General features: G+C 34.7%; 18 protein-coding genes. 9 read left to right on the forward strand and 9 right to left on the reverse strand.

Translation table 11 applies throughout. The annotated features are described in order from the left end of the window. Positions 1-163: 163 nt before the first annotated feature. Complete coding sequence (rpoN, locus tag UtA1_RS15845; protein WP_096552139.1) at positions 164-1,486, reverse strand: RNA polymerase factor sigma-54; 1,323 nt, start codon at positions 1,484-1,486, stop codon at positions 164-166. 186 nt (positions 1,487-1,672) lie between these two features. Here rpoN and UtA1_RS15850 point away from each other — a divergent pair, with 186 nt between their 5' ends. The 5 genes from UtA1_RS15850 (at position 1,673) to UtA1_RS15870 (ending at position 7,085) form a co-directional block, all read left to right on the forward strand. After that, entirely contained in the window at positions 1,673-2,827 is a 1,155-nt protein-coding gene (locus UtA1_RS15850) for an acyl-CoA dehydrogenase family protein (RefSeq protein WP_016839092.1), read from the forward strand. Next, positions 2,824-3,876: an acyl-CoA dehydrogenase family protein gene (locus UtA1_RS15855; protein WP_096552141.1), complete on the forward strand. Its 1,053-nt coding sequence runs from the start codon at positions 2,824-2,826 to the stop codon at positions 3,874-3,876. Before UtA1_RS15850 ends, UtA1_RS15855 begins: the two co-directional genes overlap by 4 nt. 205 nt (positions 3,877-4,081) lie before the next feature. Continuing rightward, the gene (locus UtA1_RS15860) at positions 4,082-4,888 is read left to right on the forward strand and encodes an enoyl-CoA hydratase/isomerase family protein (protein ID WP_096552143.1); all 807 of its coding nucleotides are present in this window, start codon (positions 4,082-4,084) and stop codon (positions 4,886-4,888) included. 130 nt (positions 4,889-5,018) lie between these two features. Continuing rightward, the gene (locus UtA1_RS15865) at positions 5,019-6,173 is read left to right on the forward strand and encodes a CaiB/BaiF CoA transferase family protein (protein ID WP_016839095.1); all 1,155 of its coding nucleotides are present in this window, start codon (positions 5,019-5,021) and stop codon (positions 6,171-6,173) included. 144 nt (positions 6,174-6,317) lie between these two features. Next, complete coding sequence (locus UtA1_RS15870; protein WP_016839096.1) at positions 6,318-7,085, forward strand: IclR family transcriptional regulator; 768 nt, start codon at positions 6,318-6,320, stop codon at positions 7,083-7,085. A gap of 27 nt (positions 7,086-7,112) precedes the next feature. Here the strand turns inward: UtA1_RS15870 and UtA1_RS15875 are convergent, their stop codons facing one another. From UtA1_RS15875 to UtA1_RS15895, 6 genes are all read right to left on the reverse strand, one after another. After that, on the reverse strand, positions 7,113-7,700 hold the full coding sequence (locus tag UtA1_RS15875; protein WP_232019867.1) for an MBL fold metallo-hydrolase: 588 nt from the start codon (positions 7,698-7,700) through the stop codon (positions 7,113-7,115). 9 nt (positions 7,701-7,709) lie between these two features. Beyond that, positions 7,710-7,910, reverse strand: coding sequence for an MBL fold metallo-hydrolase (locus tag UtA1_RS17730; protein WP_232019868.1), 201 nt, complete (start codon positions 7,908-7,910; stop codon positions 7,710-7,712). Positions 7,911-8,319: 409 nt separating this feature from the next. After that, the gene (locus UtA1_RS15880; RefSeq protein ID WP_096552145.1) at positions 8,320-8,976 is read right to left on the reverse strand and encodes a FusB/FusC family EF-G-binding protein; all 657 of its coding nucleotides are present in this window, start codon (positions 8,974-8,976) and stop codon (positions 8,320-8,322) included. A 520-nt stretch (positions 8,977-9,496) separates the two neighbouring features. Beyond that, positions 9,497-11,167, reverse strand: a complete 1,671-nt coding sequence (locus tag UtA1_RS15885; protein ID WP_096552147.1) for an acyl-CoA dehydrogenase family protein — start codon at positions 11,165-11,167, stop codon at positions 9,497-9,499. Then, positions 11,164-12,669, reverse strand: a complete 1,506-nt coding sequence (locus tag UtA1_RS15890) for a class I adenylate-forming enzyme family protein (RefSeq protein ID WP_096552149.1) — start codon at positions 12,667-12,669, stop codon at positions 11,164-11,166. Before UtA1_RS15890 ends, UtA1_RS15885 begins: the two co-directional genes overlap by 4 nt. Then, positions 12,632-13,054: a MerR family transcriptional regulator gene (locus UtA1_RS15895; protein WP_096552151.1), complete on the reverse strand. Its 423-nt coding sequence runs from the start codon at positions 13,052-13,054 to the stop codon at positions 12,632-12,634. The genes UtA1_RS15890 and UtA1_RS15895 overlap by 38 nt, the downstream gene beginning before the upstream one ends. A 1,201-nt stretch (positions 13,055-14,255) precedes the next feature. Here UtA1_RS15895 and UtA1_RS15900 point away from each other — a divergent pair. Both UtA1_RS15900 and UtA1_RS15905 read left to right on the forward strand, forming a co-directional pair. Further along, positions 14,256-15,062 (forward strand): DUF3800 domain-containing protein, encoded by an 807-nt coding sequence (locus UtA1_RS15900; protein ID WP_096552153.1) that lies wholly within the window; start codon positions 14,256-14,258, stop codon positions 15,060-15,062. A gap of 259 nt (positions 15,063-15,321) precedes the next feature. Further along, the gene (locus UtA1_RS15905) at positions 15,322-16,446 is read left to right on the forward strand and encodes an IS4 family transposase (RefSeq protein ID WP_096552155.1); all 1,125 of its coding nucleotides are present in this window, start codon (positions 15,322-15,324) and stop codon (positions 16,444-16,446) included. A 305-nt stretch (positions 16,447-16,751) separates the two neighbouring features. Here UtA1_RS15905 and UtA1_RS15910 read toward each other — a convergent pair whose 3' ends face one another. Then, a complete protein-coding gene (locus UtA1_RS15910; RefSeq protein ID WP_096552157.1) occupies positions 16,752-18,047 on the reverse strand; it encodes a hypothetical protein in 1,296 nt (431 codons plus the stop codon). Between the two features lie 4 nt (positions 18,048-18,051). Next, a complete protein-coding gene (locus UtA1_RS15915; RefSeq protein WP_096552159.1) occupies positions 18,052-18,417 on the reverse strand; it encodes a hypothetical protein in 366 nt (121 codons plus the stop codon). An 805-nt stretch (positions 18,418-19,222) separates the two neighbouring features. Between UtA1_RS15915 and istA the strand changes: the two genes are divergently transcribed. Beyond that, positions 19,223-20,755, forward strand: coding sequence for an IS21 family transposase (gene istA, locus UtA1_RS15920; protein ID WP_016839663.1), 1,533 nt, complete (start codon positions 19,223-19,225; stop codon positions 20,753-20,755). Continuing rightward, positions 20,752-21,507: an IS21-like element helper ATPase IstB gene (istB, locus tag UtA1_RS15925; protein WP_096552161.1), complete on the forward strand. Its 756-nt coding sequence runs from the start codon at positions 20,752-20,754 to the stop codon at positions 21,505-21,507. Before istA ends, istB begins: the two co-directional genes overlap by 4 nt. Positions 21,508-22,090 lie beyond the last annotated feature (583 nt).

The raw sequence follows: 22,090 nt of genomic DNA on the forward strand, positions 1-22,090 counted from the left end.
TATTCCGATAAATGAATGTTAATTCAAGAATTATTTAACAAAATTAATAGGTCTTTAACCTGATAATTCTTTCAATGGTTTTGATTTAACCAAAAAACCATCTTTGTATGCAGAAATTCAATTGTTATGCATTATTGCATCGGTTATTGTAATTTGAAATTATTTATAATGCCCTGTTAAATGAGCTAGCAATATTCATTTCTATTCGATACTTTGCCACTGTTCGTCTGGAAATACTTATTCCCTCATTATTGAGTTGGATTGCTAATTGTTCATCGGTTAAAGGTTTTCTTTTATTCTCTTGTTCTATTAATTCCTTTATCCGTTTTTTAATAAATATAATTGAATCTGATTTTCCTGATGAACTTATAATTCCTTTTGAAAATAATGACTGAAAACTATAAATGCCATGGGGAGTCTGCAGATATTTTCCTTTAACCATTCGACTAATCGTAGAAATATGGACTTTTAGATGATCTGCTATATCTTTTAATCTCATAGGTTTTAATCCTGCTATTCCTTGTTCAAAGAAGTCAGGTTGAATCTCTAATAGCAACCGAACAAATTCATAGATTGTTTTATTACGCTTTTCGATTCCTAATAAAATTGCTTTTGCATCTTTCAAATAACGTTTTAAAAATTGCTTGTTTTCTGTTTGTTGTTTTAACAATTCCACATATTCTTCATTGATTTGAACCGCAGGCAAATTCTTTTGAATCACTTGAATAGCCCATTCTCCACCTGCACGGTATACTTCAATATCCGGAACAATATAATGAATGGCTGTTTCTTTAAAACCAGCAGGAATTGGTTTTAGATTTTTTATAAATGCAACAGCTTGCTGAATTTCTGATAAAGATTCGCTGTATTTTTTCGCTACCTGTTTAAGTTTATTTTCCGCAACTAAGTGCAAATCATTTTTTATAATCTCTTTTATGAATGGGGGCACATTGGGAAATCGGTTCGTTTGAATCAATAAATACTCAATGTAATTACGTGCTCCAACTCCGACAGGCTCAAGCGTCTGAAGCAATTGGATGATCTCTTCAACATGAGCTGAAGTCGTATGAAATTTTTCAGCTACTTCAGCTATTTCAACATCTAAAAATAAACGGTCATCTAAAGAACAAATTAAAAATTTTAATATTTTTACATCCAAATCACTTAGAGGAACCGCTAGTGGAATTTGCTCAATAAAAAATTGTTCAAAATTCTCTTGAACTCTTGCGCTGCGCTCAATAAAATCCCAATGATTTTCTTCGCTCGAAAAGGATGGAGACATTTTTTCTTTGATATAAGAGGTTTCCAAGAGCTTCTGAAAACTATTATTTTCACTATCTAAAGTAAGCAATGGGTTCTCATTTGCTTTTTCAATTAAATATTGTTCCAACTCCAAACTGGACATTTGCAAGATTTCCAAACTTTGAATTTGATCTAATCGCAGAGTTTTCATTAATCTATTTTCCAATTTTACTTGCATTTGCATTGTGTTCCCCCCATTTTTTAATCCCCATTTAATTTTTCCCTATAAAATTATTTATCTACATGAAAGAGAAAAAATAACAAAATTGTTAGAATTTTTTATATTTTTATTGACACCTTAAAAAACTATGATTATATTTGTAATACGATAATGATTACCGTAATACGGTAAAATAAGGAGGATGATGTCATGTTTCGATTGCCAACAGTACAATTTACGCAGGAACAAGAAACGTTTCGTTTAGAAGTCCGCAAATTCCTGCAAGAGCATGTTAAAAAAGGAACCTTTACCCCAAAATGCGATTCCTGGTTGAGCGGTGTCGATCCTTCATTCTCAAAACTCATCGGTGAACAAGGCTGGATTGGCATGACGTGGCCAAAAAAATATGGAGGTCAGGAGAGGAGCACTATTGATCGCTATATTTTAACGGAAGAGTTTTTAGCAAGTGGAGCACCTGTTGCAGCCCATTGGTTTGCGGATCGTCAAACGGGGCCATTGCTACTTCGTTACGGTACAGAAGAACAAAGGCAATTTTTCCTGCCAAAAATCGCCCGAGGGGAATGCTACTTTGCCATTGGTTTAAGTGAACCAAACAGTGGTTCGGATTTGGCTTCGGTTCGTACACGGGCAGAAAAGGTAGAGGGTGGTTGGATTGTGAACGGTCAGAAAATTTGGACAAGCAACGCCCACGTATGTCATTACATGGTGACTCTTGTACGCACAAGTCCATTTGATGGAAAAAACAAACATGCGGGATTGAGCCAACTGATTATCGATTTACATGCAGAAGGAGTATCAATAGTTCCGATTAAATTTTTAACAGGTGAACATCATTTCAACGAAGTATTTTTCGATAATGTGTTTGTTCCAGACAATATGGTTGTAGGCCAGATTGGAAATGGATGGGAGCAAGGCTTGGCAGAACTTGCATTTGAGCGAAGTGGTCCGGAACGTATTTTAAGTACGTATCTCCTAATAGACGAATTGATTCAAGAATTAAAGCTTCAGGACAATAAAGAAGGATTAAAACAAGCAACAAAACTTCTTTCCCGTTTATGGAGCCTGAGGAATTTATCCATTGGAGTTGCAAAATTATTGGAATCCGGCGATGGAAAAAACGTTGCCATACCTGCATCTTTAGTAAAGGCAATCGGTACTAAGTTTGAACAAAGCGTTCCTGAGGTTGCACGACTGCTCGTTGAAACCTATCCAAAACTGGATGCAGAGAGAAAATTTGACCGCTATATGGCTCAGTCCATTTTACATTCACCCGGTTTTACAATCCGCGGTGGTACAACAGAAATTCTCTACGGTATGTTGGCGAAAGGGGTTGTGGCGAAATGAGCGAAATGAAAGAGATGATTTTAGATGTTGCGGAACGCATGTTGGAAGATCGTGTTACAAAAGACGTAGTGGATGTGCTTGAAAAAGGTGATTGGTCAAAAGATACTTGGACATTATTTGTAGAAAACGGTATGGTCTCCGTTGCCCTTTCAGAAGAACATGGCGGTGCTGGAGGAGACTTAGAGGACCTTCTAAATCTTGTACGTTTAACAGGTAAATATGCTGCACCCATTCCTTTTGCAGAAACAACATTTGCCAACTTCATACTTGAAACCAGCAATCTGGCAGTAGTTGATAAAATTGCGACTTACTCCCTTCAAGATGGATTTATTTCTCAGAATAATCAAATTAATGGTGTATTGCACAACGTTCCTTGGGCAAGACATGCCAAATATCTAGTAGCCCTTGTACAAAGCAATCAAGGGGTGCATGTTGCACTAATCGATTTGGCTAATGCTACGATACAGCCAAGCACTAACTTGGCAAGCGAGCCACGGGATACAGTCATATTGAATAATGCGCAAGCACACTCTTCAGCCGTTTTATCGGATGAACAAATTTTCTATTTCAAAACAATCGAAACTGCATTTAAAATCGCTTTAATGACGGGGGCCATTGAAAAAATCAATGAGTTATCTGTCCAATATTCAAAAGAACGGGAACAATTTGGACGCCCAATTCACCGCTTCCAGTTGGTGCAATACCAAATCGCACAATTAGCTGGGGAAACCGCCATTGCAATTGCTGCATTCAATAACGTTTGTGCCGCTATTCAATCACAAAAATTATTGCATGAAGTTGCATTTGCGCGCATCCGTTTTGAAGACGCAATTTCAACAGTTGCTTCCGTTTCCCATCAATTGCATGCTGCAATTGGTACGACACATGAACATGCATTACACCAATACACTCGACGTTTATGGGCTTGGCGGGATGAAGGAACAAATGCGGATTTTTGGAGTGAACATATTGCCGACTATTTATTGAATCATGATGCTGAATTGTGGGCTTATCTCACAAAAACAGCTCAAACAGTTGTAAAAAAATAATATTTCTCAATTGAGTAAATTTAAGAAAAGCCGTGCTTTCGGGACGTTTTACTGCACTTTCCTCCAGTGTTTCACTGGAAAGATATCAGTAAACATCCCGTATCACCTTCCCCTTTCACCTTTTGAAATTTTTTGACTCAGATATTTTTTTAATAACGAAACTTAGCAGAAAGATAGAACAAGAATTTTAAAGGAGAGATTTTTTATGGCTGATTTAATTTTTGAAGTAGAAAATCATATTGCTACGATTACATTAAATCGTCCTGAAAGCTATAACGCTTTTAGCGAAGAAATGATTGCCAATTGGATAAAAGCACTGGAAACAGTAAGAGATGATGATTCGATACGAGTGGTCATTGTAAAAGGAAACGGAAAAGCGTTTTGTGCTGGGGGCGATGTGAAAGCCATGCAAGCTGGAGAAGGTTTTTTCAAAAGCAAGGAGGACATCTCTTCCACCGGATTGGCACGTAAAAATTCACTATGGAAGAAAATTCAACGAATTCCTTTGCTTTTGGAAGAAATCGATAAACCTGTGATTGCACAAATACACGGCTTTGCAATGGGAGCTGGACTGGATATGGCATTAATGTGTGACATTCGAATTGCTGCAGTCTCAACAAAGTTATCGGAAAGCTATATAAACGTTGCCATTGTGCCAGGAGATGGTGGTGCATATTATTTACCGAAACTTGTTGGCATCGACAAAGCATTGGATATGTTTTGGACCGCAAGGATTTTTACAGCTGAGGAAGCAAAACAATTGGGATTCGTAACCTTTGTTGTAGATGATAATGAACTTGAACAATTTACCCGCTCGTATGCAGAAAAGCTTGCAAATGGACCGCAAACAGCCATTCGTTTTATTAAACGGGCAGTTTATCAAAGCCAAAAAATGGATTTACGCTCAGCGCTTGACTACATTTCATCTCAAATGGCCATTGTGACAGAACTTGATGACTTTAAAGAAGGCGTAGATGCAGTAGTCAATAAGCGTAAACCTTTTTATAAATAAGACAACTATTCGGATGCAATATAGATGTAGTAATGAAAAAAAAGCCGAATGATATATAACTTCATCAAGTATAGGGAAACATGCAGTACGTAAATTCTCTGGAAAGTAAATTTAGAGAGGAGAATTGAATATGCAACAGCCTCTACAAAATATAAAAGTCATAGATTTATCCCGAGTTTATGCTGCACCAGCAGGCTCTATGATTTTAGGCGATTTAGGTGCAGAAGTCATCCGCATCGAGCATCCAAAAGGCATGGACAGCATGCGTGATTGGGGTCCATTCATAAATGGACAAAGCACCTACTACCTTTGTGCCAACCGCAATAAACTCTCCATCACGCTTGATTTAAAAACGGATGAAGGGAAAGAACAATTAAAAAACTTAATTAAAGATGCAGATGTTTTATTAGAAAACTTCAAAACTGGCGATATGCAGCGGATGGGGCTTCATTACGAAGAACTAAAAAAAATCAATCCCCGCCTCATCCATTGTGCAGTAACAGGATTCGGCCAAACTGGTCCTCTCGCACATATGCCTGGATTCGATCCAGTCATTCAAGCAATGAGCGGTTTAATGGACGTTACAGGGCAACCGGATGGCGAGCCGACAAAAGTCGGGGTGCCTATTGCCGATATTTTAACTTCTCTATATGTTGTCATTGGCGTATTATCAGCATTGCGCATGCGTGACATGACTGGAGAAGGACAATTTATCGATCTTTCCCTGCTTGATGTGCAAATTAGCAGCCTTGCAAATGTTGCAAGTGCCTATATTAATGCCGGCTTCATTTCTAAACGTTTAGGCAACCTTCATAATAATGTCGCTCCATATCAAGTTTTCAATTGTGCAGATGGTCCATTGATGATTTGTGCAGGTACAAATGACCAGTTCCGTAAACTCTGTAAAATGCTTGGCCACGAAGAATGGGTGGAAGATGAACGTTTCTTAACGAATTCCCTGCGCAAAAAACATGAATCGATTCTTAGCCAAATGATATCTGAAATTACACTTACTAAAACACGGGATGAATGGATTCTCTTATTACATCAATATAAAATCCCTTGTGGAAAAGTGCATACCATTGCTGAAGCTCTTGAGCAGCCTCAAGTAAAAGCTCGCAACTTAATTGGAGAACTCGAACATCCTCAATATGGCAAAGTCAAATTCATTAAAAATCCATTGCAATTTTCGGGCTTAAATATCCAATATAAACTTGCACCTCCATTGCTTGGCGAACATTCCGATAAGTATTTGGAACAACCAATAAATTTTAAACAGTCATAAAACACTTTCGTTAATATGAAACAACTTAAATATTCTTATATAATAATGGAATAGCAAAAGAACTCATTTTGCATTTTCTCTTTAATGAAGTAGGTTTCCCGGACAAGTGTTAAACTAAAAAACTGCGTGAAGTAGGTGTAAGAATTGGATAAAGTAACATATGAAAAAAACTATACAATTACATCGCTGCACAAAGCCATTCGAGTATTAAAAGCATTCTCAAATGATGAACCGAGTCTTTCCTTAACAGAACTCAGCAAAAAAACTGGAATAACCATCTCCAGTTTGCAACGCATTGTTTCTACCTTCGTTGTTGAAGGATTTTTGCATAAAAATGAGCAAACAAAGCGTTATCAACTCGGCCACTCATTATTATATTTAGGAAACTTAGTGAAACAAGAGTCGAGCTTAATTCTTGTAGCAGAACCCATTTTAAAACGTTTAAACGAAGAAACAAAAGAAAGTCTTTCACTTAATATCATCGATGGTTATGAACGAAGATGCATTTTAAATTTTGATTCATCATATCCACTTTCAACAAAAATGCTAGTAGGTGACACTTCCCCACTTTACGCAGGAGCATCATCAAAAACGCTGCTTGCATTTATGCCTAATTATAAGGATTATGTAAATAATGTTCAATTAGATAAGATTACTGAACATACCGTAAAAACAAAGGAACAGCTCCTGAAACAATTGGAACAAATTCGTGAGCAAGGCTATTGCATCAGCAACGGTGAAAGAGTTCGCGGAGCATGGTCCATATCTGTTCCCATTTTAAATGCAGCACAGGAATCCATTGCATCAATCAGCATAGTCATTCCAGTAATTCGATATACGGATTACAATGAAACAGAACTCATACAAAAAATGCAACAAGCCGCAAAAGAAATTGAAAATCAATTGTATTAGGTGCCAGGCACTTTTTGTACCTAGCACCTATTCATTCAACAAGAACCGTACATTTTCCTCATGGCACTTCTTTAAACTTCTTTTGTAACGATATGAATCAACTAAATGTTCATGTTCTGCATTGGACTGAATCACTTGTTTAAGATTATTAATATATTTAAGGCTATCCTGTTTTCTTATTAGAATTTCTTCTGTGCTGCGAGCAACATGGCCATGCCCTGTAATTAAGAATTTAATTCGGTGAACCGATAAAATCGCTTCCGTTTTTTCTAATGTTTTCATATAGTCGGTTGAACTTGAATAAATAAATGGGAATTCTATATCGGATAAATAATCGCCTGCAATCCAAATCCCGAGAGGCTCAACAATTGCAAAGATGCCATCATCCGTATGTCCCTTCGCTTCATAAAAAGTGAGCGTGGTATTGCCGATTTTCAGTTGCTCGCCGTCTTTCTTCACAACAATATCCACATTGGGATAAACTACCGGAGTTTTTCGATCGATATAATACTCATCATCAAACGCCTTTACTTGTTCCAGAATCTCATTTGGATTTTTCAACTGAAAGGCTTCGCTAGCAATAACAATTGCTTCTGGAAATGCTCCAGCCCCCACGATGTGGTCCTAATCGGAATGAGTGATAATCAAATAAACAGGTCGGTTTCCTTTCATGCTTACTACATGCTCACGAATTTCATCCACTTCAGAAGGAAGCAGACATGGATCGACGACAATCACACAATCTTCAGTTTGAATAACAGTGGACGTAGTTTTATAAAGTTGGCTTTCGAATACGGTGAGGTGTTTGTCTTGATATTGAATCATATTGATCTCCTCTTTGTATTAATTTGTCACTATCGTAAATCTTCAATATTACCAATTTGAATCTCTTTCAATGATTGCTCTAAACAATATTCTAAGTCATTACGAGTACGTAATAAACGTTGAAAAGTACGCCCTTAGCTATCTTAAAAAGGAACCGTATTTACTTTTCACGTTACTCTATATACTGTTTTGTTTAATGGTGGTTAGTTTTTTAATCAAGAATTTGTCGGGAGATTTTGATATGTTGTTTTTTGATTAACTCATTTCATTTTTGTCTTTTATAACAAGCTTGCTTAACTTATTGATTTCTTGTAATTCTGTAAAGATAAAAATTTTATTCCATTCTTTGATAATTATTATGGGAATTTGAATTTTAGAAAGTAAAAAAACTGTGGGATTGAACCCACAGTTAATTTTTTAATATTTCAATGAAATAATTTAGTTTGTCTATTGAAGTGATATTTTCATTACATTTCTGACTATCTTTACAAATATAATTTCCTCTATTCGTATACGATTCTTTTCCACTTTTTACATTCGCCATAAACAAACCAATTTCTTCATACCTGTTACATAAAGAACATATCCCTTTGTTTGTTACCTTAAATGTTCCTTCAATACCCATTAATTTGCCTTTATATTCTACAATAAGAAACTTTCTTCCTAACCCAATATCGTTCCAACCAAAATATGAAATTTGCTTAAGATCTAATTCCTCAAGGGAAGGAACTCTTAATTTTTTAATTTTAGGAAAGAGTTTTCTTATAGTTTTATCTGTTAAATTCGTAAACGGAATAACAAATTGTTTTAATACCTCAAGAAAATGCTTAGCTTGAGCTTCCTCTTCTATTTCAATAATATAATTAAAGTATTCTATTTGTTCATTACTTAACTCAGGAAACAAGTTTAGAATCTTATCTAGGGAATTCAATTTTAAAGCATTAAGCGTTTCCTTATCTTTAATAGACGAATATGCTGAAATAATATTCTTTAGTTCGTATTTAATAAAATTATATTGGTCATTTCTAATAAAAGGTTCAAATTTTGTTACATTATAATTTTCCATTCCTGACAGCTCCTTAATTAATTTAATAAAGAAATTAACGTTATATGCAAAGCTGTTTCAGAAATGGGATAGACCATAGGCGATTTAATTACAATCCACCCATGCAAAGTATCGCCATTTCAACAACAGACTTCGCATGGGAAGTTCCAATTTCTGGCTGATAATTTATTTTATCTGCCATTAAATATCACCTCCAAACAATAATTGTATTATACAATATTTCGATGCTTCTATCAAATAAGAAGAAATAGAGAAATATCCACCACTTGAGATGTAAGATTTCTTTCTTTTATATATTGTGTAAAAAGTAGGATTGAAGGAGTAAATATAAAGTTGTAAGAGATAAAAATCTACTTTTAAATGCGTTTTGACATTTAATTTTTAACACCTACTTTCTTAGAATCACGATGAATGATGATCAAAAAATCCTTATCGGAGTGACCCAATAAGGATTTTTCTAATTTACAATCACCGTATTTTTAACCATCCAAGATTGTCAAAACCAATAGATGTCATACACTTATACCACTTCATCAAAATATAAAACTGTTTTCATTGAATCTCCTAATTTTCGAAGCTTCCACGTATCTTCTAAATAGATTTCAGCTAGTTTTTCATATTTTTCACCGTACTGGCTTCCCCATTCAACAGCTACTATACTTTCATACATCCATGCCAATTTCTGTGTGATGCCTTTCGCTTCAAATGTTTGCAGTGCATCATCTAAAGCAACAAACGTTTCTAATTCTTCCGCTAATTCTTCTAGTTTTTCCATAACAATTTGTTTTAAGTTGGATTCTTTCACTTTCTTCAAACGATTGTTTATTTCTTCTATAAATAACTCATGTGCGTTATATTTCTTAAATAATCGTATTACTTCTAGGGCTAATATATTTGCCGTTCCTTCCCAAACAGTTAACACTTGAGCATCACGTAATAATCTTGGCGTGACAAAATCTTCAATATAACCATTTCCGCCATGAAGTTCAATCGCTTCTTGGGCGAAACGAACAGCTTGTTCAGCAGTTTCTTTCTTCATTATTGCAATGTTCAATCGATTTAAAATAGTATCTCGCTCAGTTCCTTTACCGTTCGTTACCAAATCATATAATTGAATCAAGTCAAAGGTCGTTGCTACTTCAACATGAAGTTTTGCAGCCATTTTTGATAAAGAATCTTGAATCATTGGATAATTTATTAATCTTTGACCAAAAGCTTCGCGATTTGATAGATAATATTTTGATTCTAGAAACGCTCTTCTCATGATTCCGACAGAAGCGACCGCATTACAAATTCTTGATAAATTTAATGCCTCAAGCATATAATAGATCCCTTTTTTCGGATCCCCGACCACATAAGCTATGGATCCGTCAAATTCTACTTCACCTGAAGGCACAGCGCGCACTCCCAATTTATCTTTCAACCTACGGATGCGCAGATTATTGATTGAACCGTCTTCATTCCTCCAAGGAACAGCAAATAAAGTTAGACCTTTTGTACCTTTTGGAGCACCTGGCATGCGAGCCAATACCATTGCCACTCCACACATCCCCGCATTGGATGCAAAATATTTCTCTCCATATAATCGATAATGAGTACCGTCAAATCTTGCTTCAACCATATTTGCTCCAACATCTGATCCACCTTGTCGCTCCGTTAAAAAAGTTGCCCCTTCAAATAACTCTACTTCCCCAGTTGAACAAACGTGTGGTAAAAATTTTGCCTTCAACTCTTCATCTGCATAATGGTCTAACAAATAAGCAGTCGCTAATGTCAACGTCACAGGACAATAAAATCCTGGCTCCGCATGGGATAAAAGATACCCTTGTGCAAAACTATAAACATAGTTCCCTTTTCTTCCGAGTTGTGGGATCTCTTTATGCACGTAACCTACAACTCCTGTATTGTAAGTTTGTTCAACTGTTTTTCTATATCCTTCATTGACCCAAATTTCAGATACTTCTTCTCCATATTTATCGTAACGGATGAGACGAGGTTCTCCTTCTCGATCCGTATGTTTAGCACGCTTATCAATTTCACCGCATACAAGTGACCCAAAATCTGTTAGTTCACGCATTGCATAATCATAGAAGTCTTTATCAAGCATTTGCTTTAGTATTTTTTGTAGAGTTTCATCACTTGTAAAAAAATTTGTCTCCTTCTCAGTAACCAAGTTTTGTAATACTTTCATTCTGTAATCGCCTGCACTTTCAATTGTTGTTTCAAGATTTTTCCTGAGGCATTTCGAGGGAGAGCTTCTACTTGTTCATAAATACGTGGTACTTTGTATTTCGCCAAATGACTAGATAAATACGCCTTTAATTCTTCGATATCAATTGATTTTTTCGCCGCAAACACAGCTTTCACCGTTTCTCCCCACTCTGGGTGTGGCACACCGATGACAGCCACTTCATGAATTCCCTCAAATTGTAAAATTCGATCTTCAATTTCTTTTGGATAAATATTAACGCCACCTGAAATAATCACATCTTTTTTCCGGTCAACAATCCAAATATAGCCATCTTCATCTACACGTGCTAAATCGCCAGATCTTAACCATTCACCGATAAAGGCTTGTTTTGTTGCTTCTTCATCGCAATAGTAACCGACCATATTTCCTTCTCCAAACAATACGATTTCTCCAATTTCATTAACAAGGACGTCTTCTCCCATGTCATTCACTATTCGAATTTCTGTTCCAAATGCTGCTCGCTTTCCAATACTACCTGCTTTTTCTTTATGTTCATGGCCGAATAACAACGTCCCGCTTGGCCCCGCCTCTGTTAGACCATATACGCAAGTTAAATTGTCTGTTCTAAATGCTTTTTGTAAATAACGCACCTCTTTTTCAGATAATGGTGCACCACCATAAACCCACCATTTCATTGATGATAAGTCTGCCGTTTGTAATCTCGGATGAGAAGCAGTAACTAAATAGGCAACAGGTGCACCAAAAAAGTGAGTTGTTTTTTCTTTTTCAATTATGTCGATGAATAAATCTGGCGTGAAAGTTGGAGTGAGTACATTTGTTGCTCCGACTAGTACTGCTGACATTAGGAATAAATGAAGTGGTGCTGAATGGGTTAGTGGCATCATTAACAACATACGACTTTCTGGTTTGACTTCCATTTCTATTGCAATCATGTGGGCAACCGCTAAAATATTTCGATAGATAAATAAAACTCCTTTAGGGTTTCCAGTTGTTCCTGATGTATAGAGGATAGTTGAATAATCATCTTCACTTAAAAGACATTGTATTGGGGTATTGGTAGCGTTTTCAATTAATTCGTCAAAATCATGCCAGCCTTCTTTTTTGGTCCCTGTTTTAATTTTTAGATTGATATTTTCTATGTTTTCAACTGCTGCAAAGATCGCTTCATGGGCAATAATGGCTTTTGCTTGAGCATGTTCCGCTACGTATTCTACTTCCGATAAAGTGAATCTTGCATTGACTGGAACAACAATTGCTCCAATTCGTTGGATAGCAAAATAACTAACGACAAATTCCAATACATTTGGCATATAGATAATGACTTTATCTTCTGGTTTAATACCAAGATTGAGCAAAGCATGGCTAAAACGAGTAACGAGTTCGTCCAATTCTTTATAAATCACCCGTCGCCCTTGACAAATCACCGCTTCGTTCATTGGATATTTACGGGCATTTCTTGCTAATAACATGGAACTGTTCATTTTTAGCATTTTCCCCCTTTAATTTCGCTAATTTTTCGCTAAATGTCGCATGCAACTCCACTAACTCTCTTTTCAATTGGGTCAACTCTTGAATCTTTTCTTCAATTTCTTTGATTTTCTGTTCACCATACTCTACAGTTCTTTCTAGCTGCTGAATACCGGTACGGTCGCAATCAAAGAGCATGATCATCTCCTTTATTTCGTCAAGTGAAAAGCCATATCTTTTGCCCCTCATGATCAATTTTAATTTTGCAATTTCTTTTTTCGAAAAGGTGCGCAATTTTGAATGAGAACGGGTCGGCGAAAGCAATCCAATTTCTTCATAATATCTGAGTGTCCTAGGCGTAACATTGAATAGCTTTGCAACTTCTCGTATTGTTTTCATTCCACTCACCTCTTCGAATTTGTCTTATTATAACATTGACGTTAACGTAAACTTCAATTAGATATATGAATTTTTTGAATATTTTATAATCTATTATAGCTACTAGATTGGCAACAATCGAGTTGAAAATTGATAGACTGTTTCTCCTTATCGGAATTGATTCGCCTTTCAACACGTTAAACTAAATAAATTGGCGGTAGCATATAGCCACCGCCACAAAATCGTAATCCATCCATTTTACTAAAAAAATCCTTCAAGAATTTATTGCTTGTACATTTTGATGTTTCACGGTATGTAATGGCACCGTTTAGATATGTCCTTTTTTGCAACCATTCACGTTAAATCGCACCTAAAGTATTTTAATTCCTGCAATTTCCCTAAATAAAAACCACTCTATTTTCAAAGTGGTTAAAACACCATATGTTTTGAACGAAAAAAAACCCTTCAGCATTATTACTGAAGGGTTTGATGATATAAGGTTTCCTTGAATCCTAATGCCGATGGTGGGAGTCGAACCCACACTCCTTTTGGGAACACGATTTTGAGTCGATTATGAAACCGTGCATTCCTCTCAATTAAAGCAAATCCATATGCAACAAGGGGTTCTTTCATTTCCTCATTTTTTGTTCATTATTACCGAATACGATTCGAGCTTTCGTGTTGTTTACAGATATTGTATAAATTATCTCATTTTTGGTCAATACTTTTTTCTTGCCTTTTTTCTGCATTATTAAGATTCATAAATTTTTCTACACTGAGGTAATTAACTAAAAATGAAATTCGACTTTAAACTTTAAACCACAAAAATCTTAAATAACAAAACAAACACCAATGTGCTGAACATTTAACAGAAAAATCCCTGTTTTATTTAAACTAAGGCATTATATCCCCCTGACCAGCAATTAATAAAACTCCTTCAAAAAAGACTTCCTATATACACCAGTTAAAGGTACAATGAAAATAAAATTAGAGTAAAAAATTGACGATTTCTTCCGCTTTATGGAACATAACTTTCACCAAATCAAAAAGGCAACGCATTCAGATTGAATGAGTTGCCTTTATCCGACCTCGCACTCATATTGAATGAGAGGGATATTAACTATCTTAATTGAAAATAAAAACTTTATTCATCATTGGTAAGGAAATTTTATTACATTTCAATAAAAAAGTCAATATTTTTCTAATGGGGGGAAATTGAAACATGAGTCACTTATTTAACGCCTTTCACACTCGAGAAATAAATGTATTTTTTGACGAATCAGGAAAAGGTGATGACCGACCAAATCTTTTGGGCTCTCTTTCAATTCCTAAAAAAATATATGAGCAAGACGATATCCAATATATGAATTATTTTTTAAAGAAGAAAATTTTTAAAATACACTGGAAAAACTATAATGGTAACGAGTTTGCGAAAGAAAACATTTTAAATCTGATTGACATTTTCATAATGTATAAAGAATTTATTAAACTCAATGTAATAAACTATCATTATGGTTTCTTAAAAGGACAGGAGTTATTTTCCAAAAAAGACAGAGATGCAACTATTTACTCAAAATTCCCTGAGCGACTAATATATGGTCTTATTAGAGGATATGGTGGAGATATGAGAGTCTCTGCTAATATTTATATTGACAAATCAACGGAGTATGAAACATTAGAATTAGATAAAACTCTCATTTCCACTCTGAATAGTCATTCTTTATACCGTGGTGAAAAATTCTATGCTAAAGAATGCTATATGTTTCCTAAAAACTCCGAGATTGGATTAGAATTGACAGATGTACTATTAGGATTAATAAGAACTATAATTAGAAATCCAACTGTTAATGATAAAACAAGTAAGATTGAACAAGCAAAAGTTAGACTTACAATCGAACTTTTAAAAAATCCAGAGTTTAAAGAAATTCTAAGCAACATTAAATATTATGAGTGGCGTGGAAACAAAGAATTGAGTTTTATACACTTTTCAGATTACATCTCTGCTTTCTTAGTAAAACAAACCTGGTAAGCAAAATTCTCGAATCCTTTCAATTCAGTTCTTAAATTTCGGAACAGCTTTGTCACCACTTCTCTATAGAGCATTACATTTTTTATAATTATTTTTCTATAGTAAATTTTTTGTAATGAAATCTCACTAGCGTCGCATTAAAATAATTTAACACCTTCAAATAAACCGAATTTTCTGAAATATAATCTAAACACAAAAAAATCCTTTATAATGGTTGGGTGGTAGTAAACCATCCAAATCCAATACAAAGGACAAAACCATGGATAAGTTTACACGAAAAACATCATTTGAACAATGGTTTTCACCGATTCATCGTCCATTATTTGACGACCTAGTGAAAACACATCAATTAAATCACTATACCAAGAAGCTTTATATGGCTTCATTTATGAAACTGCTTTTGTATGCCCAACTCCATGAAACCGAGAGTTTACGGGCGTTGAGTGACGCTGTCTTTTTAGAAGAATTACAACGAGCAACGGGATTGGAATCGATTAGTTTTTCACAGTTAGGGAGACGAATCAATACCATCCCAACTGAGTTCTTTCAAACGATTTTTCTCGATTTAGTGGCACAAATTCATCGGAAAACCAATTTCCAAACAAGAAGAAAAGTGACAACGCCTTTGAAAATCATTGATTCGAGTACATTACCGCTTAATTTGACCAATCATAAGTGGGCAGAGTTTCGAAAAACAAAATCAGGAGTCAAGCTTCACTTACGACTTGTTTTTATGGAAAAAGGACTCTCCTATCCAGATAAAGCCGTACTCACGAATGCCAACGAACATGATCGTGGTCAACTAGAAGTATTCGTGGATGACAAAGAATGCATGTATGTGTTTGATCGTGGTTACTTGGATTATGGGCGCTTTGATCAAATGACGGAAGATGGCTATTTCTTTGTGACCCGTTTGCGTAAAAACGCTGTTGTCCGAGTGTTAGAATCCTTTTCGTTACCAGAAGATTCACCCGTATTCTCTGATGAAATGGTTGTCATTGGAACACCACAAAATCGTTCTGAAAACGTGTTTCGCTTACTCAAATTGCATGATACAAAAGGAAATGAGCTTCATTTACTGACAAATCGGTTTGACATTGACGCAGATGAAATTGCAGAAACCTACCAATCACGTTGGGCAATCGAACTTTTTTTCAAATGGATGAAACAACATCTGAACATTAAAAAGTTTTTTGGTCACAGTGAACAAGCTGTACATAATCAAGTGTACGTAGCCATGATAGTGTACTGTCTGAATGTTTTAGCTCAGCTGAACACGAATAGCGAACGCAGTTACTTACAAATTAGTCGCTATTTGAAGGCTTCTTTGTGGAAATCCGCTCACATTTGGTTACGAAAAATCGAAGGAAACGGCGTCCCATAAAGGTTTGCCAGTCGTTGTTGCACAAGTCATAGGTTATAGTAAAAAAATGGATGTTTACTACCCTCGCTTAGGTGTTTTCGTTTTTTCTCTAAAGTCCAGAAAAAATAAAACTGAAAATTCAGACATCATTTATGCGACGGTAGTGATCCTTACTATGTTTTTGATAACATCTATCCTTGAGAGAAAACAGATGACTACAGTTCGAATGACCTGATTGATAACCAACGAACGTGCTTTACAACTATTCACATTGATATAGAAAAAAGGATGCCTATAAAGACATCCTTCGCAATAGCTTTGGATATTTATTTAAAAATGAGTTTTTGTCCATTGCTTTCAATTTTATTTATTCTTAGAAATGGCTGAAGTGCTTTTAATATCTTTGAGAAATTTGACTTATCGGAAATATCAACTTGACTTCTAAGTTCTTTTTTCTTTATACTTGTTGTTCCCGACTGCTTAGCTTTAATAAGAATAGATTTAACCTCTGCAATCTTCTTTTCAAATTCAGTTAGTTCTTTTTGAATTTTATTTGACTGTTCCTTTCCTCTCTTCTCAACATTAATTTGATATTTGTTATATTTAATGTTTGGTAATTGCTCTAAAACGGTGTCGATTGCTTTTTGGTTATTTGTAAATACATATATCTTTGCGTCTGCAGGATTGTCACGTGAAATTCTTCTGATTCCTTGATAAAATTCTCCTGCAATTGTGGAGATTCTTATTCTTTCCACATCTTCATCTTTAAAAATGGAGATAGTACCAACTGCAAGGTTATCGTGGAATTTGTAGAAGAAATTAGTGAGGGCATAAGTTAAATAATTAAAATTGGGGGTCTTCAGCACAATAACTGTATCCAGCGTTCTATAACAATTTTTCCCGACTAAATTCCCAAAATAATCCGTTGAAACCGAAAACACAGGCGTCTCTTTAACCCCTTCCAACTTATTATTAAAATAATCCTCAATTGCTTGTTCTACTTGCTCCTTATTTTCTTTATCTGTTATGAACAATACACCACTTCTTCCTTCCAGTGATATCTCTTTTAAAACATTTTCTGTAAGATTAATATATTTTGTTAATGCTTTTTTACTCGTATCCAGCTCATAATGGAAAAATTCTGTTTGAGAGTAATCATAGAATTTGGGCTGTTTCTTTACTAAAAATTTATTGGATAAAGAGTATCTATAATCATAATCTGCATTCGCATCCAATATGATATTGCACTCAAGCATAACAAACTTAGCTGATGAATCGAATGTGTGGAAAGCATTTTCATAGTAGTAACAGCCATTATTAAGAATCTGCTGAAACTTAAATAATAATTCTTTATGTTCTTTCTTCTTTACCTTTTTTAATAAATTTCCTACTGTTTCTTTATACTTGTCGAATTTCTCTGCCCTAAAGTCGATAAATACCATTTCTTTATCTTCCAAGACCTTATAATCATTTGAGTATTGATTTAACATAGTTCTCAACCGACTGGCGAATTCATCAGTTTCAGGAAAACCATATTCATAGATGTCTGTCCACAATTGACCAATTTCTTGATTCGTAACTGCTATCGGAACTAATAGGTCTGGGTATTCGTCGATACACAAAATTTTACGCCCCCTCTATCAAGTCCTTGTGCAGTCCCTTACAAATTTGCGAGTACATTTTGTGAGTAATACAAAGAACCTTCGCCTCAATTGCCTTTTTTCTTGCCTTTTTAGATTTAGTATCATCCCCTGCAAACCTTTCTGCTACTCTCTTCCCCGCCAATGAATTCATTCTCTCAACAGTGGTATCCAATTCCCCGTCTTTTTCAAACTTTTGTACGTATAATGACTTATCTTCTACTTCAGCTAAGAATTGCTGTACTTTCCTGCTTTTTCCCAATCCAGCCTCATAACCAAAAACAAAAAATACCTTGTCGTTCCATCTGTTTTTGTCAAAAACTTGTAATCGCAACTCCTCAAATATCTCCAATTTATACTTCCTCCTTTACTAAGTATCGTCTATGTAGAAGAGTATAAATTGGATTGATAATTTTACCTATAGATTATCTGTGGAACAACGTCTTACCCTAATATTTTACAATTAGCAGTTGGTATATTTACTTTTTATAACTTTTTCATAGATTATGTAAAAAAGTTCATACCTTTTTATAAACTATTACATAAATTTCTATGAATTTTTAAGAAAAAAGGATTACTTTTAACAACTTGAATTTTTTGGTATTTTGTAGTTTTCGGCTTCAATTTAGTTTTACTTAGTACACTACAGGAATAGCGATTCTATTGTTTATTGGAAATGATGTTTTTGCTCAAATGTATCTTTTTGAATAGTACTTCCGCAAATGTCGTATTTAAAAGTGGCAGTACCATTCCACGTTTATGTTATAGTTATATTTTCTTTTCAAGTTTATTTTAGATATTTCATATATAGCATTATCATTCCTTGATTATGTTATATTCCCGTGGAATTTTGAAATTTATCACGACAATTTTTGCGTATAGAGTTCTTAAAAAGTAATACGACATTTGCTATTTACTTTTGTGTTTATCCGCAAAAACATTTTTTATCATAGTATTTTTAGAATAAATATTATGTTTTTAACTATTTAATACGTTCTTTGGCTATTTGTAAACGCTAAACTAGAATCAACAGTTTTCCACAAATAGAACTCAACAGAATTCCCCAAATAAGATTAAACAGTTTCCCCACCATCAATCACTTTCAAATATACTGTTACTAGTCTATTGAAAGTGAGGAATTAGGAGTGAACAGATTTATGCTTTACATCGAGATTCATCGTTTATACAAAGAGGGATTCTCCAAGAGTGCTATTGCAAGAAAACTAAATATTTCAAGAAATAGAGTGATAGATTATTTGAATATGAGTACTGATGAGTTTGAAGAATTTTTAAGTACATTACGTACAAGAGAAAAGAAACTAGACCCTTATCATGATCAAATTCTAGGGTGGTTGAAGGAACATCCTGATTTAACTGCTGCACAAGTTTATGATTGGTTGGAAGAAAAGTTAGGTTTCAGGGAAGTCGCTGAGAACACTGTACGAAATTATTTAAACGAAATGAGGGATTACTATCGGATTCCAAAGGTAAAGGTTCAGAGGACATATAGTGTAGTTCCAGAATTACCAATGGGAAAACAGGCTCAAGTGGATTTTGGACAAACTACCGTCAAAAACAGACAAGGTGAGAATAAAAAGTTGTATTTTATCGCATTTGTTTTATCACATTCAAGATATAAATATGTAGAATGGCTCGATCGACCTTTTCGTACTTCCGATATGATTCGAATGCATGAAAATGCATTTGAATACTTTGGAGGAATGCCAGAAGAAATGGTCTATGACCAAGATGCGTTATTAGCAGTTAGTGAAAATGCAGGTGATTTAATTCTTACAGCTGAATTTACTAAATATCATCATACCCGTAAATTTAATGTTTATTTATGTAGAAAGAGTGATCCGGAATCAAAAGGTAAAATTGAACAGGTTGTGAAATTTGTAAAAAATAATTTTAGCAAAAATCGAGTATTCGATCATCTTTCAGATTGGAATCAATCGTGCCACGCTTGGTTGAAAAGAACAGGAAACTATAAAGTTCATCATAATACGAAAAAGAGACCTTCTGAAGTGCACGCCCTGGAAAAGCAACACTTAAAGAAAGTCTCTGGTACTTACATTTTCGCAAATGTTTCAACTCCAAGTATAACAAGAAATATCCATAAGGACAATGTTATTCGTTATGAAGGAAATCGATATAGCGTTCCTAAAGGAACATATAGAGCAGATGCCCCAAATCTTGCTTATTTACAAGAAGAGGATGGTTGGTTAATTATTCGACTGAAAGAAACTGGGATGGAGTTAGCAAAGCACCGAATATCCGAAGGAAAAGGATTGATTATTACAGATCCCTCCCATCGGGAACATAGCACAAGTAAACGAGATCTTTTAATTCATCAAATTCAAGAAACATTCATAGATAAAGAGAATATTCAATGGTTAATACACAAATTGAAAGAACGATATCCACGTCATTTAGTGGATCAACTCAAAGTACTACAACAAGCCATCAGAATTTACCCAAATCATTGTGAGGAAGCTTTATCTGAAATGAAGAAACTTGGAATGACCAGTGCAAATGATTTTCGGGATATTGCACATGCATTATCTGTACAATATCAAAAAAGTTCACCTAAAATCGTTGAATTGAATGAGAAGTATAAAGATTTATCAGCACCAGAACGATCCGAAGACATTTATTTAAAAGTCTTATCTGGAGGTGAAAATGAATGAATCATCATCCCTATGAAATTTTACAAGATAAATGTCGTACCTTGCGCCTCGCTGAGACGGCTAAAGAATTACCGAATTTACTCCGTGAAGCTGAAGCAAAGAATTGGACATATCATGAACTGGTTTATGAAATCTTAAGCTATGAGATGCGATGTAGAGAGCAGAAAAATAATGAGAGATTAATGAAATGTGCAGAGTTCCCAGAAATATTGACGTTTGATACCTATGATTTGAAGGAACAAACAGCTCTTGGTGAAAAACAACTAAATGTATTAAAAGAACTGAATTGGATTGAAGAATTTTTTACTTTAATTTTGATGGGACCAACAGGAGCAGGAAAAACACATTTATCCGTTGCATTAGGAATACACGCTGTGGAGAGAGGATACAAAGTATCCTTTGTCTCCATGAATCAGCTTATGTATATTTTAAAAACAAAAGAATATATCAATAAATCTAAAATACGCTACAAACGTATTATAGCTTCGGATTTAATTATTATTGATGATGTCATGTACATGACTTACGAGACTCAGGAAGCCAATCTATTTTTCCAGTTTATCTATGATTTATATGATAAAGCAGCATTCATTCTAACCTCTAATAAAGGGCCAAATGAATGGGGAAAATTTCTTGGTGATCCTACTTTAACAACAGCTATACTTGACCGTTTATTACATAGGAGTGAAATTATCACTTTCGATAACGAAACGGATAGCATTCGTATGAAATACAGAAAGGTATTATTTTAATTTAGCAAACTGTTGAATCTTAATTGTAGAAAACTGTTTAAAATTATTTGTGGAAAATTGTTTAATTCTACTTGACGGTTACACTATTAGATAATTTTGCGTTTCTTAGATGTTTTTAAATTTAATCGCATACTGGCGATTGATTATAGTGGATTGGATTTTTCATATTTACTATCGACAACTTGAAAGGATGAATTTCCTTAAAATTTTTGACGTTTGATAAATAATACAACTTTCTTCTTAGTCAATTTTAGATTTTTTTACTGCCTAATATATAGGTTTATGTTTTCCGAAAGTTGCAACAAGGCGTAAAGCCTTGATAAATCTGGGTTTAACCCCTCTTTTCACAATAAAAATCACTTTTCAATTTTGTAACTATCACATATAAAACTCATCAAAAAGTTGACATGATTCAAACACTATTTAAAAAACGAATTTATTATCCAAATCAAACAGTATCCTCTAAGTCAACGGATTTCATACTTTGCTCCTTACCACTTGAGCCCTCCTAATTACTGGGAACTACTCTAAAACCTTGTATGGACTCTTAAAAGTTTTGTTCCCATTAGTCATCGCAATTACA

Source organism: Ureibacillus thermosphaericus (assembly GCF_002370195.2).
Taxonomy (GTDB): domain Bacteria; phylum Bacillota; class Bacilli; order Bacillales_A; family Planococcaceae; genus Ureibacillus; species Ureibacillus thermosphaericus.

Excerpts from the sequence above, each read along its gene's own strand:
- rpoN (WP_096552139.1), bottom strand. The coding sequence starts at position 1,486 with ATGCAAATGCAAGTAAAATTGGAAAATAGATTAATGAAAACTCTGCGA.
- UtA1_RS15850 (WP_016839092.1), top strand. The coding sequence starts at position 1,673 with ATGTTTCGATTGCCAACAGTACAATTTACGCAGGAACAAGAAACGTTT.
- UtA1_RS15855 (WP_096552141.1), top strand. The coding sequence starts at position 2,824 with ATGAGCGAAATGAAAGAGATGATTTTAGATGTTGCGGAACGCATGTTG.
- UtA1_RS15860 (WP_096552143.1), top strand. The coding sequence starts at position 4,082 with ATGGCTGATTTAATTTTTGAAGTAGAAAATCATATTGCTACGATTACA.
- UtA1_RS15865 (WP_016839095.1), top strand. The coding sequence starts at position 5,019 with ATGCAACAGCCTCTACAAAATATAAAAGTCATAGATTTATCCCGAGTT.
- UtA1_RS17730 (WP_232019868.1), bottom strand. The coding sequence starts at position 7,910 with ATGATTCAATATCAAGACAAACACCTCACCGTATTCGAAAGCCAACTT.
- UtA1_RS15880 (WP_096552145.1), bottom strand. The coding sequence starts at position 8,976 with ATGGAAAATTATAATGTAACAAAATTTGAACCTTTTATTAGAAATGAC.
- UtA1_RS15885 (WP_096552147.1), bottom strand. The coding sequence starts at position 11,167 with ATGAAAGTATTACAAAACTTGGTTACTGAGAAGGAGACAAATTTTTTT.
- UtA1_RS15890 (WP_096552149.1), bottom strand. The coding sequence starts at position 12,669 with ATGAACAGTTCCATGTTATTAGCAAGAAATGCCCGTAAATATCCAATG.
- UtA1_RS15895 (WP_096552151.1), bottom strand. The coding sequence starts at position 13,054 with ATGAAAACAATACGAGAAGTTGCAAAGCTATTCAATGTTACGCCTAGG.
- UtA1_RS15900 (WP_096552153.1), top strand. The coding sequence starts at position 14,256 with ATGAGTCACTTATTTAACGCCTTTCACACTCGAGAAATAAATGTATTT.
- UtA1_RS15905 (WP_096552155.1), top strand. The coding sequence starts at position 15,322 with ATGGATAAGTTTACACGAAAAACATCATTTGAACAATGGTTTTCACCG.
- istA (WP_016839663.1), top strand. The coding sequence starts at position 19,223 with ATGCTTTACATCGAGATTCATCGTTTATACAAAGAGGGATTCTCCAAG.
- istB (WP_096552161.1), top strand. The coding sequence starts at position 20,752 with ATGAATCATCATCCCTATGAAATTTTACAAGATAAATGTCGTACCTTG.